Genomic DNA, 13,609 nt, shown 5'->3' with positions numbered 1-13,609 from the left:
GCTAGCGCGCTTTTCGTCGGGAAGATTTGGGCTGCTCAACGGTCGGCGGCTCTGCAAGAGCCGGGTTCCGAAGGCCGTTGAACACCATGTCGAAGAAGATGTCGGCGATCTGCTCGGGCGTTGCGGACTTATTGGGATTGTACCACCGATGCATCCAGTTGAGCGACGACAGGATCAGACGCCCGGTCATGGGAACATCGACCTTCCGAATCTCGCCGGCATCGACCGCTTCCTGGATCAGGCCCCGCAGGAAGTGTTCGAACCGGTCCCGGCGCGTGAGCCTTTCCTTCTGCCGGTGACGATCGGGATCGTTCCAGAAAGCGGTTGTCGAAGCGATCCAGGCCCACCGATAACGCCGGAAATATTCGGCGGTTGCGACCATGAAAGCACGGATCTTCTGCGACGGCGGACCGTCCGGAATCCGGTCGCGCACGAACAGATACAATTCGAGCGTAGAGCCGACGGCCACGCGCGCATAGATCTCGTCCTTGTTGGAGAAATGATGATACAGCAGCGACTTCGAGATGCCGCAGGCGACCGCAATGTCACGCATCGACGTGCCATCATATCCCTTGGTGGCAAAAAGCCGCCCGGCTTCCGAGAGAATCTGCAGGACCCGATCGGACGCCTCCGCCGGGTTCGCGATGCCGTCCTTTGTCGTCGACAATTCAACCATCGAACCCGCAATCTGGCCTGGCACATCCGAACCAGGCCGAACACTGACCATCACGTGGAAACAGCGTAGTTTTTCACCGACCGATCGGTCAAGCCCGCTCTGTCCTTGACATCAACGAGGTGCCCCGATGAACACGATCCCGCGCATCACCCGTATCGGCGCGACCAAGGACCAGCTCGGCGAGAGCCCGGTTTGGGACGAGCAAACGCAGTCGCTGTACTGGATCGATTCGCTTGCGGGATTGATCCGCAAACTGTCGCCCGCGACCGGCACGATCGAGGAATTCCGGGTGCCCGCCCCGATCGGATCGCTGGCGCTCGCGCACAACGGCGACGCAGTCCTGGCGCTGCGCCATGGCTTTGCGCGCTACGATTTTAGGACGCAGGGATTGACCATGGGCCCGAAAATCGGCCTCGATCACCCCATGCTCCGCCTCAACGACGGCAAGGCCGATCCCTTTGGGCGTTTCGTCGCCGGCACCATGCACGGCGGCCGGGCCGAGGATGAAAGACCGCTCGGCGGCCTCTATCGCATCGACGCGCCGGGCGCCCTCGAGCACCTCGAAACCGATCTCGCCGTGACCAACGGACCCTGCTTCAGTCCCGACGGCGAGACCTTCTATCTCTCGGACACGGCGCGACGCGTGATCTGGGCGTACGACTATCGCCAGGAAGGCCCGCTTGCGAACAGGCGCATCTTCGCTGACACGGAGGCGCTGGGCTCGGGGGCCGATGGGGCGACGGTCGATGCGGAAGGCTACCTATGGACCGTCCTGGTCCGCATCGGCGCGATCGCGCGGTTCGCGCCGGATGGAACGATGGTGCACCGTATCGACATGCCGGCGCGCCATCCGACGAGCGTGACCTTCGGCGGCCCCAGCCTCGATGTCCTCTATGTGACGTCGATCTCGCGCAGCACCCATCTCTCGGACGATGCACCGGACGCCGGTGGACTGTTCGCCGTCGAAGGTCTCCGCGTGACGGGGCTGCCGGCCCACAGGTTTGACGCGCGTTAGGTCGATCGGGTGTTTGACGCTAGGCGGAGCGCTTGATCTGCCGCGGCACGCTGTCCGCCATGTAGTCAACAAAGACCCTGATCTTTTCCGGCAAGTGGCTGCTCTGCTGGAACGTGGCGTAGATGCCCTCGTCAAAAGTGGAATTGGTCACACGGAAGTCCGGCAGAAGACGCACCAGCCTCCCGTTCTGCAACTCGTCAGCGACCGTGTAGTCGTCGAGCAGCGCAATGCCATGCCCGCGCACGGCGAGATCGCACAGAATGATGCCGTTGTTACTGTTGAACGAGGACGGCACGATGATTTCGCGGAGCCGGCTCTTGCGCATGAACTTCCAGACCACGTCCTCCGGTCCCATCCAGTAGGTCAGGCAGTTGTGACCAGCCAGATCATCCGGCCCGCGCAGCTTTGGCATTCGCCCGACATAGTCCGGCGAGGCCACGAGGATTCGTTCGCTCCTCAATAGCCTGCGCTGCATCAGGCCCGGATCCTTGGGCGCGGCGATCTGAAAATCGATGTCGAACTCTTCTTCTCGGAGCTGGACGCGCCGTTCCGACAGACGAAGGTCGACCTTCAACTCCGGATAGAGCTTCTGGAACTGGGGAATCAGCGGTGAAAGCACCTTGATCCCAAAGAGCGTCCGCGAATGAACCCGGAGCGTTCCGCGCGGTGTGCTCTGCAGGGCGAGCGCGGCGGCCTCGGCTTCCTCGATGCCGTGCAGCACCTGTTCGGTTCGCTGGAAGAAGATTTTGCCGGCTTCGGTCAATCCGAGATGGCGGGTGCTGCGATTGATCAATTGCACCCCAAGCTGGGCCTCGAGCTCTCCGACATAGCGGGAAACTGACGCCGGAGAGAGCCCGGCCCGGCGTCCGGCTGCAGAGAAACTGCCTTCGCGGACGGTGCTGACGAACAATTCCATGGCCTGGAGGCGGTTCATTATCTTTTCATATTTTGCAAAAGAGATGCTCAGATTACGCCAATTGTTCGAAAAACCTCAAGGCCATAACCTCCCCTCAACCGGTCGCAAACGGCCACGACGCAAAAGGTGGAGGACGCATCCCATGGAATTCGGCGTATTCATTCTGGCGCAGCAGCGCGGCTACCACCAAACCTCGCAACAGGTCATCAGCAATGCGGTCGAGCAGACCGTTGCCGCGGAGGCGGCCGGTTTCGATACAGCGTGGTACGCCGAGCATCACTTCAACAATTACAGCCTGTGCCCGTCGCCGCTGATGATGGTGGCGCACTGCGCCGGACTGACCAAGCGGATTCGGCTGGGCACCGCGGTCTGCGTGTTGCCGCTGTATCATCCCGCGCGACTGCTGGGGGAGATCGGCTTTGCAGATACGGTCTCAGGCGGCCGCCTCGATCTCGGCATCGGCTCCGGCTATCAGCAGTTCGAATTCGATCGCTTCGGCGTCGACCTGAAGGATTCGCATTCGCTGTTTGCGGAGTTCTACGAGATCCTTGAAGCGGGCATGCGCGAACGCGTCTTCTCCTATCAGGGAACGCACCTGCAGATGCCGCCGACTGCGATTGCGGTGCGAACGGTGCAAACGCCGATGCCGCCGATCTGGGTGACATCAGGTCATCCGGAGACGCTTGGACGCGCCATTCGCGACAACCACAATTTATTCGTCACGGCACTGCTCAACGGCCTCGACGCGGTGAAAGCCCTGCGCGAACGGCTGGAAGGGATAGCGGCAAAGGAGGGACGTTCCATCGACGATGTCAGGTTCGGCTTCCTGCGTTGCGGTTATGCCAGCGACAATGAGAGCGAGATCACGTCCTATCTCGACAACGCACGCTTCCAGCGCCGGGTATCCGAAAGCCTCAAGTTCCGCCGCGCCCAGAGCGAGGATGGCTACCTCATCAAGGAGGAGGCCGGCCCGAATGACATGTCGCTGGAAACGATGCGCAAGAATCTGCCGGTTGGAAGCGTCAACCAGGTGATCGACCGCCTGCTCGAGGAAATCACCGTATTGAAGCCGTCGCACATCGCGCTGCAAACCCAGCTTGGTGATTTCGATCAGAAGACGATGCTGCGGCAGATCGAGCTGTGGGGCAGCAAGATCATCCCGGCGGTCCGGCGCGAGTTGAGCGGCACCGCCATCCCCGCGCACGCAAAGCATGACAGCGAGGGTGTTGTCGCATGATCAAGGCACCCTCGACCGCAATGCCGCATGTCGGCCAGCGCGCGAGCGGCGCCCACCTCGCCCATTTTCCGCACGTCAAGGCGATCGAATTTCGCAACGCAATGCGCAATCTGGCGAGCGGCGTAGCGATTGTCGCCACAGGCATCGGCGATGCCCGACGGGGGTTGACGGCGAGTTCTGTCACTTCGCTTTGCATGGATCCCCCGTGCCTTCTGGTGAGCGTCAATACGAAGTCGGAGACTCACGGTTCAATCCTCACTAACGGGTACTTTGGAATCAGTTTGCTGAGAGACGGACAGGAGGCGTTGGCTCAGCGCTTCGCGGGTTTAACCGGCGTTAGTGGTGCAGACCGCTTCGGGGATGCTCGCTGGAACGCAGGAATTACCGGCGCCCCGTTGCTGGAAACCGCAATATGCACCATTGATTGCGTGCTGCAGCAGCATCAGATCGTCGGCAGCCATGGCATTCTGATCGGCCGTATTGTTGCGACGCGACAGCATTGTGCAGGAAATCCGGTGATAAACTTTCAGGGCGAGTTGCACACACTGCCGGTTGCGTGACTGGTATCTACGAAAGCACCATCGGAGCTGAGCGATGATCGTGGAATACTCACCAGGCAAAGGCCTGTCCCTCACCGAGCCGGAAGATTTCCGTAATTTCAAGCTGCGCGTGAAGGGCGATTGGAGTGCCGGTTCGGCCTCGATTGAGGGAATTACATTCGTCGACGAGCGAAACGCGCTGATCTCAATCGAGCTCGTCCCGACGCTGCCCGGCCGGCCCGATGGCGAACGGTGGCAGAAGAACTATTTCGCCATGATCGAAGCAGCCCGCAATCACGGTTGGATCGACGCGCAATCAAACGCTATTCGCGCTCACGTCGAACGATGATGTGACCGCCTGGCCAGAAGCGATTGGAGCAAAGCCGCCCGCGGACCAAAACCCTCGCGGACCTGGTCAAACGCGAATCCGCACGGCTATTGCCGATTCTAAATGCCGCGGCGGAGAAATAAGCACGGCATCGCGCCTCGAAGGCACTCGCCTCCGTCGACGTCGTATCGAGATCGGCTAGTGTCCCGACAGATAGTCAGCGCGAACGGGCGCGGCTCCCGATGGCGGCACGTCGAGGCGTACAGCAATGCCCTCTAATTCCGGGCTCGGTGCCGGATACAGCTTCATCACGAGCGGATCATGGCCGGGAATGATGCAGCTCTCGTCCGGCGCCAGTTTCAGCAGCCGGTCGAACCCCTCCAGCATTTCGCCGATATGAAGGGCGGTCGTAAATGGGCGTTCGCTCGCCATATTCTCATAGAAATGACTGACGTCGGAGGCCAGCACGACGAATCCGCGGCGGGTCCTGACGCGAACGAACTGAAGCCCGGCCGAATGGCCGCCTGCGGCATGTATGGTAAGGCCGGGAGCGAGTTCGGCGTCACCATCGTAGAACAGCACCCGCCGCGCATAGTTGAGCCGTACGATCCCGCAGACATCCTCGACCTCGAACGAATGCGATAACCGCGGATATCGCATGAAGCGTCCCGTGGCATAGGCAATTTCGCGTTCCTGGAGATGGAATCGCGCGTTCGGGAACCGGTCGAAATTTCCCACATGGTCGTAATGCAGATGCGTGAGGATAACGTCCTCGATCCCGGCGGCATCGATGTCGAACGCGCCAAGCGTCTCCACCGGGCAACGCAGGAATGTCCTTCTCCGCTTGTTCGCGACTTCCGCGTTAAAGCCGGTGTCGATGACGAAGGTGCGGCCTCCTCCTCTTGCCAGCCACATGAAATAGTCCATCGGCATCGGGCCGTCGTGCGGATCGCCGCCGATGAAATGATCGCTGCGCCGCGCATCGCGGGTGGCATAGCGGATAGCGAAGAGCTCGTATTCCTGATCGGCCATGCTATCTCCCAATAGACCGGCTGCTCCTCACTTCCCTTCCACTTCGTTGAACGCCTCCCGTGCGTTCCGGAAGGCGTCGATTCCCGATGGGATGCCGCAGTAGACTCCGACCTGAAGCAGGATCTCCTTGATCTCGTCCTTGGTGAGGCCGTTCTTCAAGGCCCCTTTGACGTGCAGCTTCAGTTCGTGGGGCCGATTGAGCGCGCCGAGCATCGCCAGATTGACGATGCTGCGGGTGCGACGGTCGAGCCCCGGCCGGGTCCACAATGCACCCCAACAGAATTCGGTCGACCATTCGGCCATCGTTCGGGTGAATTCATCCGCGCCGGCAATGGACTTGTTGACATAGTCCTCGCCGAGCACTTCCTTGCGCACCTTTAGGCCCTTGTCGAACAATTCAGTCATCGTTGGTTCCTTTCATTGTTTTGAGAACTGCTTTTTCAAGGCGGCGCGGCTCATCCGTGCACCCTCATCAGGCTCGCGACGTCCGCAAGCGTGTCGAGACGCCAGACACCATCGATGATGCGATCTATATCCCAATCGGTGCCGCCCAGCCGCGCGCAATCGCGCACTTTCGCTTCGACATCACGGTCGGATAATGGGTCGGCAAGACTGCCTTTCGCTTCCATCACAACCTTTTCGAACGTCTCTCCCGACGTCAGTTGGATAATGACGCGCGCGGCACCATCCGGAAGCGACCCGTCAAGCATCGCCCTCACCTTCTGGCGCAGCGACACGATGTTCGGCCGAAATACGGTTGCGTCCGCGAACTCGGTGACGCCGGCCGCACCCAGCAGCAACGCACAGGCGGCGCAATGATGAATGCTGACCCGCGCGTCGCGTTCGTTGCGAACCGGCCGGTCGCCGCGCGCCAGCAACAGCGCCGAGCCCTGCACCGTGATGGAGGCGATATTATCGATGCGCTGGTTCAGGCTTGCTCGCAGTTCGAAGCAGGCGTCGATCACAGCATGAAACACGATGCCCGCGGGATATGGCTTGTAGGTGTTCTTCGCGATCTCCCAGGTCTTGCCGAGACTGCCCGTCAACCGCGCCATATCAGGTTCGTCACCCATGGCACGGGCCCAGCCGAGCGGACCCTCAATAGCCCGCGGCGATGCTGAATAGCCTTCAGCCGCAAGCAATGCAGCAAACAGGCCGTTGCGCGCCGCGTTGCCAACGCTGACATTCTTCGCGGCGCTCGGGAGATTTTCGACGATCCCGGCCGACTGGCTGGCGGCAATTCCGATCGCATTTGAAATCTGGTCCGCCGAAAGCCCGAGTAGTTTCGCGCAGGCTGCGGCCGCGCCAAACACCCCGCAAGTCGAGGTGATGTGCCAGCCACGCGCATAATGTCCGGGAGACACTGCATTGCCGACGCGACATTCGACCTCGACGCCGAGAATAAATGCCGTGAGAACCGCCCGCCCCGAAAATTCCCGCGCTTGCGCCAACGCCAGAACCGGCGCTGCGACGGGTGCCGCCGGATGAATGATGGTGTCCAGATGCGTATCGTCGAAATCGAGCAGATTGGCCGAAATCGCGTTGAGGAACGACGCGCACATGGCGTCGAGCCGTTCCGAACGGCCGATGATCGTCGACGTCGCAGCACCGCTGAACGGCAACAACGTGCGCAACGCCGCGGTGACGGCGGGGTCATTCGCCGAACCCAGCGCGGTCGCGAAGAAATTAAGGATCGAGCGTTTCGCTTCGTGACTTTGCGCGGCGACATCCGCCCACACCGTGCCGGCAACGAAATCGCCGAAAACTGTGCCGGCACCTTGCGCTTCATCTTGCCGCACTGAGCGAATTCCTCGGACCTTGTTTTTCTGACCCTATTCCGGCGTGACGCGGCCTGTCGACAAGAATCTTATGCTTGACAGATTGACTGACAATCTTGACATTCGACCAAACGCGGCCAGGGAACCTAGCCGCGGCAAGAACAAGAATGCGCTTGCGGCGCGGCAGGGAGCGAACCATGGCAGCAGAAACAATCGGCTTTGTCGGAACAGGCCGCATGGGTGGACCGATGGCCGGGCGCCTGCTCGACGCCGGCTATTCGCTGTGCATTTACGATTCGCAGACGGAGGCAACCAAGGCGCTGGTTGCGCGCGGCGCACGGCTTGCGCAATCGCCTGCCGAAGTGGCATCGAGCGCCGATATCGTGCTGGCAAGCTTGCCGACTCCCGACATCGTCAAGGCGGTTGCGCTGGGGCCCGATGGAATCATTGCCGGAAACCGCGCCACGGTGCTGATCGACTTGTCCACCACCGGGCCCGGCGCCGCCAAATTGATCGCGAAGGGATTCGAAGCGCGGAACCTGACGCTGGTCGATGCGCCGGTCAGCGGCGGCATCAAGGGTGCGGTGAACGGTACGCTTGCAGTGATGGTGTCGTGCCCGAAGGCGACTTATGACCGGGTCGAACCGATCCTGAAGCATTTCGGAAAGCTGTTTTACACCGGCGACAAGCCGGGCACGGCACAGACCGCGAAACTCGCGAACAATCTGATGGCGGCGGCGGCGCTGGTGATCACCTCCGAAGCGGTGGCGATGGGCGTCAAGGGCGGCGTCAACGCCAAAGTGTTGATCGACATCATCAACGCCAGCAGCGGGCGCAACAGCGCCTCGGAAGATAAATTCCCCCGCGCGGTGCTTCCCGGCACGTTCGATTTCGGATTTACCACCGGCCTCTCCTACAAGGACGTGCGGCTCTGCGTCGATGAAGCCGAGGCGATGGGTGTTCCGATGGTCTGCGGTTCCGTGGTCCGGCAGATGCTCGCCATCACCAACGCCAAATATGGTGCGTCATCCGACTTTACGTCGATCGCGAAAGTGCTGGAGGAATGGGCCGGCGTCGAAATGCGCGGCTAGACCGAGGCCACCAGCACGCGAAGGGCGATTGCCATGACGATCGAGTCAACCGGACCAGGCGAGATTTCGTTGGCGCGAGCGCTGGCTCGCACAGCGCTTGCCATCAATCCCGGCCGCTTCGATGCTGATGTCATCGCCAAGGCGAAAATCTGCCTGCTGGATTTCCTCTCCTGCGCTTTCGAGGCCCGCAACCACCCGTGGAGCCGCCAGGCGATCGGCATCGCGCGCGAGGTTGGAGACGGCGCAACCATCATCGGCACCCGCACCCTCGCCTCGCCGGGCGACGCGGCCTTTGCCAACGCGACCATGGGCCACGGCCTGGTGCGCGAAGACATGCACGCCGCCAGCATCTGCCATCATGGCGTAGTGATCTGGCCGACCCTGCTCGCCCTGTCGCAACGAGCGCCGCTATCCGGCGCGACATTCCTTGCCGCCGCGATCATCGGCTATGAGACCGGCGCACAGATCGGCCGCGCACTCTTTACCGCCGACCTAGCCCGCCTCTACCGGCCGACCGGCCTTGTCGCGCCGCTCGGCGCAGCGATGGCGGGAAGCTATGCCCTTGGTCTCAGCGAAGGTGCTGCAACCAGCGCAGTCGCCATTGCCGCCAACACATCCTCCGGCCTGAACGAATGGCCCCGCGCCGGCGGCTCCGAGATGTATTTCCATCCGGGCTTTGCCGCGCGCAACGCAATTGCCGCAATCGAACTCGCCGAGGCCGGCGCTCTAGCCTCGGAAACGATCCTTGAGGGCGAGGCCGGATTGTTCGCCGCCTTCCACCGTCAGCCTGCTCCCGCCAATATCCAATTGTTTGCCAACCCACAGCCCGAGATCATGGCCGTCTACAACAAGCCGGCCCCTGCCTGCAATTTTGCGCAGACCGCGGCGCAGACAGCCCTGCGTGTCGCGCGCCAACTCCGGACATCGGAAGACATCGCGACCGTTGCGATCCGAGTCCCCGAAGCGGCGGCCCGCTATCCCGGTTGCGACTCCAAGGGGCCGTTTCATAACGCGCTGCAGACCAAGATGAGCATTCCCTTCAGTGTCGCTGCCGTGCTGGCGCGCGGTGCGCTCGAAGAAGAAAATTACGCGCAGATCGACGATCCCAAGATACTCCGCCTTATCGAGCTGACCGATCTGCAAAGCGCGTCTGACCTCTCCGCCGCGTTCCCGGCCAACCAGGGTGCCGAGGTCCTTGTAGGATTGCGCGACGGAAAGACCATCCATCAACGTCTCGACAATGTCATTGCCGCGACGCCGGAGGAAATCCGCGCCCGCTTTCGGCAGGCTGCTTCCGACGTCATCGGCGACAAACGCGCGCGCCATCTGGAAGAACTCGTCGACGATTGCCCGTCGCTTCCGGACAGCCGCGTCATCGCCGCCCGGTGCCGGCTTGAACCGACCGAGCAACGACTGCGGCCAGCGTCATGACCGATAACGACAAACGGAAAATGGGGAGCACAATGTTCAAACCGGAGATGGCCGCGAAAGCCACACCGATAGCCGGCACAAAACCGGGACACTCCCTGCCCCCGCGAGGTCTCCGGTGACCCAGGCACTGGAAGGCTTCCTGCAAGCGTTGTCCGCCGGACTTTTGATCGGCGCGGTCTACGGCCTGATGTGCGTCGGGCTCGGACTGATTTTCGGCGTCATGCGGGTGATCAATTTCGCCCAGGGCGATTTCATGATGCTCGGCATGTATGCGGCATTCTATTTCTTCACCGCGCTCGGCGTGCAGGCCACTTTCGGCAACACCTTCGGACCGTTCGTCGCGATCCTGCTGGCCGGCCCGGTGCTGGCCGTCTTCGGCTACTTCATCCACCTTACCCTGATCTCGCGGGTATCCGGCACGCGCACCTCTTCACTCGAGGGCGAGGGTCATTACGCTCAGCTCATTCTGACGCTGGGGATCGCACTGATCCTGCAAAATGGTGGCCTGCTCGTGTTCGGCTCGGTATTGGCCTCGATCCGGACGCCGCTGTCGAGTTCGGCGTGGGAGCTCGGACCGCTGTTTTATGACGTCAGCGTCTTCATCAACAAGGCGCGCGGGATCGACGCGGTTATCTCGCTGGTGACGATGCTACTGCTGACGCTCATGATCACTCGGTCGCGGATCGGAAAATCGCTGCGCGCCGCGGCCGACAATCCCACCGCGGCAACCTATATGGGCATCGACGTCGACCGCGCGCACCGCATAGCCTTCGCAATCGGCACCGGCATCACCGCGATCGCCGGGGGCCTGCTCGCCACCAACTACCCCTTCCACCCCTTTGTTGGTATCGAATACGTCATCGTCATGTATGCCGGCGTCGTGCTCGGCGGCATGGGCAGCATCATCGGCGCCTTCTGGGGTGGCATGACGATCGGGCTGGTCCAGCAGATGTCGACGCTGATCCTGCCGACGCAATTGCAGAACGCAGCGATCTTCGTCGTGTTCCTCCTGATCATCTTCTTCCGTCCGCAAGGTTTCTTCGGGCGCATGGTCGAGAGGACATGACCATGCGCGGATGGCGTTCGCTGCTGCCTATCCTCGTCTTCACCGCGCTCTATGCCGCAGTGTCGCTAAGCGTGACCAATTCCTATTACCAGCTGGTGATGACGCTGGTTCCGGTCTGGGCGATCTTCGGCTTGTCGTGGAACCTGCTTAGCGGATACACCGGACTGATCTCGTTCGGTCACGCTGCCTTCTTCGGCGTCGGTGCCTATGCCGTCGTGCTCGGCCAGATCCATTTCGATCTGTCGCCGTGGATCATGATCCCGATCGCGGCCATCTTCGGCGGCATCGCCGGACTGCTGATCGGCTTTCCGACCTTCCGCCTGCAGGGGCACTACTTCGCGCTGGCAATGCTCGCCTACCCGCTCGCCATTCTCTACGTATTCGAATGGCTCGGCCTTCAGGAAGTCACGCTGCCAATCAAGCGCGACAATCCGATCGCCTATATGCAATTCGCCGATCATCGTCTCTACACACTGCTGGCGCTGGCGATGATGCTGGCCACGATCCTGCTGACGCGTGCCATCGAACGATCGCGCTTCGGCATGGCGTTGCTTGCGATCAAGCAGAACGAAGCCGCCGCGGAAGCCGCGGGGATCAACACACTGGCCTGGAAGCTCCGTGCCGTCACGCTCAGCGGCGCCATCGCCGGAGCAGTTGGCGGATTTTACGCGGTCGTGTTGCTGGTGGTGACCCCGCAATCCGTGTTCGGCATGCTGGTGTCGGCGCAGGCGCTGACGGTCGCCATGTTCGGCGGCGTCGGAACGGTCTGGGGTCCGGTGATCGGATCGGTGATCCTGATCCCGCTGGCCGAGACGCTCAATGCCGAAGCGGGCTCGCGCTTTCCCGGCATTCAGGGGGTGATTTACGGCCTCGCTATCATATGCGTCATCCTTCTCGCGCCTGAGGGCCTGTTCTGGAAGGTGCGTGACTTCCTGCGCAAGCGGTCGGCGCCATCGGCTGCGGCGAAGCCGAGCGCGCCGGACGCCTCGGTTGCGGCTGCCGCCCCTGCCGCACCGGCGCCAGCGCGTGCCGAACGATCCACTGGGACAGGCGACGTCGTCCTCGAAGTCCGTAACCTGTCGCGTTCCTTCGGCGGGTTGAAGGCCGTGCAGGATGTCAGCTTCAAGCTGCGACAGAACGAGATCCTCGGGATCATCGGACCCAACGGGGCCGGCAAGACCACACTGTTCAACCTGCTGAACGGATTCCTGCGGCCGGGTACCGGCGAGATTCTGCTCGACGGCCGCGAGATGTCCGGTCGCAAGCCACACGAACTCTGCGAGGCCGGCATCGGCCGCACCTTCCAGATCATGCGCCCGTTCCTGCGCATGTCGATCTCGGACAATGTCGTGGTCGGCGCCTATGTCCGCGCCAAGACCGATGCCGAGGCAAGGCAATTGGCGACTGATGCGATTGCCCGCGTCGGACTGTCCGAGATCGCCGACCGCATCGCCGGCGAACTCACGACCAAGGAGTTGCGGTTGATGGAGTTGGCCCGCGCGCTGGCTGGACAGCCACGCATCCTGCTGCTCGACGAGACGCTCGCAGGCCTCGGTCATGACGAAGCCAACGAGGTCGTGGCAGTGATCCAGCGTCTCGCCCGCGACGGCATGACGATCGCGATCATCGAGCACACGATGCAAGCGATGGTCCGCCTGGTCGACAGTTTCCTGGTGCTCGACCACGGCGCCGTGATCGTCGAGGGCGAGCCGGAAGCCGTCACCCGCGACAGCCGCGTCATCGAGGCCTATCTTGGCAAAAAATGGGTGGCCCATGCTCCGCATTGAAGGGCTGACCGCCGGCTATTCCGCGATTCCCGTTTTGAACGGCGTCTCGATCAAGGTCGAGGAAGGTCAGTTCGTCGCGATCGTCGGGCCGAACGGCGCCGGCAAAACCACGCTGTTCAAGACGATTTCCGGCATCGTGCGGCCAAGCGCGGGGACGATCACGTTTGGGGATCACGACCTGCTGTCGATCCGGCCCGCTCAACGCGCGCATCTTGGCATCGCCCACGTCCCGGAAGGGCGTCAGGTCTTTCCCTCGCTCACCGTGATGGAAAACCTCGAAATGGGCGCGATGACCGAGGCCGGACAGCGCGACTGGAAACACAATATCGAGCGCATCTTCGAATGGCTGCCGATCCTGGCCGAGCGCCGCGGCCAGTTCGCGGGCACGCTGTCGGGCGGACAGCAGCAGATGCTGGCGATCGGCCGCGGGCTCGCCTCCTCGCCCAAACTCCTGATGCTGGATGAACCGTCGATGGGCCTCGCGCCAACGATCGCGGATTTCATCTTTGAGCGGCTGATCGAGATCCGCCGGCAATCGAACCTGACGATCCTGCTGGTCGAACAACGCGTGGCGGAGGCGCTTGAATCCGCCGACCACGGTTACGTTCTCGAAGCAGGCCGCGTCGCACTCGAAGGCAACAATCAAACCTTGCGGGCGGACGACCGCATCCGCAAGGCCTATCTCGGCATGTAACCAACAAGAACAACATTGA

General features: G+C 62.0%; 14 protein-coding genes. 9 read left to right on the top strand and 5 right to left on the bottom strand.

What is annotated here, in order from left to right; translation table 11 throughout:
• Window position 1: 1 nt before the first annotated feature.
• Window positions 2–676, bottom strand: coding sequence for a TetR/AcrR family transcriptional regulator (locus tag IVB22_RS07545; protein WP_247516662.1), 675 nt, complete (start codon window positions 674–676; stop codon window positions 2–4).
• A 127-nt stretch (window positions 677–803) separates the two neighbouring features.
• Here IVB22_RS07545 and IVB22_RS07540 point away from each other — a divergent pair, with 127 nt between their 5' ends.
• Entirely contained in the window at window positions 804–1,691 is an 888-nt protein-coding gene (locus IVB22_RS07540) for an SMP-30/gluconolactonase/LRE family protein (RefSeq protein ID WP_247516661.1), read from the top strand.
• Between the two features lie 19 nt (window positions 1,692–1,710).
• Here IVB22_RS07540 and IVB22_RS07535 read toward each other — a convergent pair whose 3' ends face one another.
• A complete protein-coding gene (locus IVB22_RS07535; RefSeq protein WP_247516660.1) occupies window positions 1,711–2,625 on the bottom strand; it encodes a LysR family transcriptional regulator in 915 nt (304 codons plus the stop codon).
• Window positions 2,626–2,749: 124 nt separating this feature from the next.
• Here IVB22_RS07535 and IVB22_RS07530 point away from each other — a divergent pair, with 124 nt between their 5' ends.
• From IVB22_RS07530 to IVB22_RS07520, 3 genes are read left to right on the top strand one after another with little or no spacing between them, the layout of a single operon-like run.
• Window positions 2,750–3,844, top strand: a complete 1,095-nt coding sequence (locus IVB22_RS07530; RefSeq protein WP_247516659.1) for an LLM class flavin-dependent oxidoreductase — start codon at window positions 2,750–2,752, stop codon at window positions 3,842–3,844.
• Complete coding sequence (locus IVB22_RS07525; protein WP_247516658.1) at window positions 3,841–4,404, top strand: flavin reductase family protein; 564 nt, start codon at window positions 3,841–3,843, stop codon at window positions 4,402–4,404. The genes IVB22_RS07530 and IVB22_RS07525 overlap by 4 nt, the downstream gene beginning before the upstream one ends.
• A 34-nt stretch (window positions 4,405–4,438) precedes the next feature.
• Entirely contained in the window at window positions 4,439–4,732 is a 294-nt protein-coding gene (locus IVB22_RS07520; protein ID WP_247516657.1) for a hypothetical protein, read from the top strand.
• 177 nt (window positions 4,733–4,909) lie between these two features.
• Here IVB22_RS07520 and IVB22_RS07515 read toward each other — a convergent pair whose 3' ends face one another.
• Genes IVB22_RS07515 through IVB22_RS41560 form a run of 3 tightly spaced genes read right to left on the bottom strand, consistent with a single transcriptional unit; the run spans window position 4,910 to window position 7,542 of the window.
• Window positions 4,910–5,743 (bottom strand): N-acyl homoserine lactonase family protein, encoded by an 834-nt coding sequence (locus IVB22_RS07515; protein ID WP_247516656.1) that lies wholly within the window; start codon window positions 5,741–5,743, stop codon window positions 4,910–4,912.
• A 27-nt stretch (window positions 5,744–5,770) separates the two neighbouring features.
• A complete protein-coding gene (locus IVB22_RS07510) occupies window positions 5,771–6,148 on the bottom strand; it encodes a carboxymuconolactone decarboxylase family protein (protein WP_247516655.1) in 378 nt (125 codons plus the stop codon).
• 50 nt (window positions 6,149–6,198) lie between these two features.
• The gene (locus IVB22_RS41560; protein WP_247516654.1) at window positions 6,199–7,542 is read right to left on the bottom strand and encodes an MmgE/PrpD family protein; all 1,344 of its coding nucleotides are present in this window, start codon (window positions 7,540–7,542) and stop codon (window positions 6,199–6,201) included.
• Window positions 7,543–7,688: 146 nt separating this feature from the next.
• Between IVB22_RS41560 and IVB22_RS07500 the strand changes: the two genes are divergently transcribed.
• The 5 genes from IVB22_RS07500 (at window position 7,689) to IVB22_RS07480 (ending at window position 13,590) form a co-directional block, all read left to right on the top strand.
• Window positions 7,689–8,612, top strand: coding sequence for an NAD(P)-dependent oxidoreductase (locus IVB22_RS07500; protein WP_256467380.1), 924 nt, complete (start codon window positions 7,689–7,691; stop codon window positions 8,610–8,612).
• A gap of 33 nt (window positions 8,613–8,645) precedes the next feature.
• A complete protein-coding gene (locus IVB22_RS07495; RefSeq protein ID WP_247516652.1) occupies window positions 8,646–10,043 on the top strand; it encodes an MmgE/PrpD family protein in 1,398 nt (465 codons plus the stop codon).
• A gap of 115 nt (window positions 10,044–10,158) precedes the next feature.
• Entirely contained in the window at window positions 10,159–11,109 is a 951-nt protein-coding gene (locus IVB22_RS07490; RefSeq protein WP_247516651.1) for a branched-chain amino acid ABC transporter permease, read from the top strand.
• Window positions 11,106–12,896, top strand: a complete 1,791-nt coding sequence (locus IVB22_RS07485) for an ATP-binding cassette domain-containing protein (protein WP_374207481.1) — start codon at window positions 11,106–11,108, stop codon at window positions 12,894–12,896. Before IVB22_RS07490 ends, IVB22_RS07485 begins: the two co-directional genes overlap by 4 nt.
• Window positions 12,883–13,590, top strand: coding sequence for an ABC transporter ATP-binding protein (locus tag IVB22_RS07480; protein ID WP_247516649.1), 708 nt, complete (start codon window positions 12,883–12,885; stop codon window positions 13,588–13,590). Before IVB22_RS07485 ends, IVB22_RS07480 begins: the two co-directional genes overlap by 14 nt.
• Window positions 13,591–13,609: the final 19 nt, after the last annotated feature.

The sequence above is a fragment of the Bradyrhizobium sp. 190 genome (assembly GCF_023073415.1).
In the GTDB taxonomy this organism is placed as follows: Bacteria; Pseudomonadota; Alphaproteobacteria; order Rhizobiales; family Xanthobacteraceae; genus Bradyrhizobium.
This window is presented reverse-complemented; position numbering and strand designations above follow the sequence as displayed.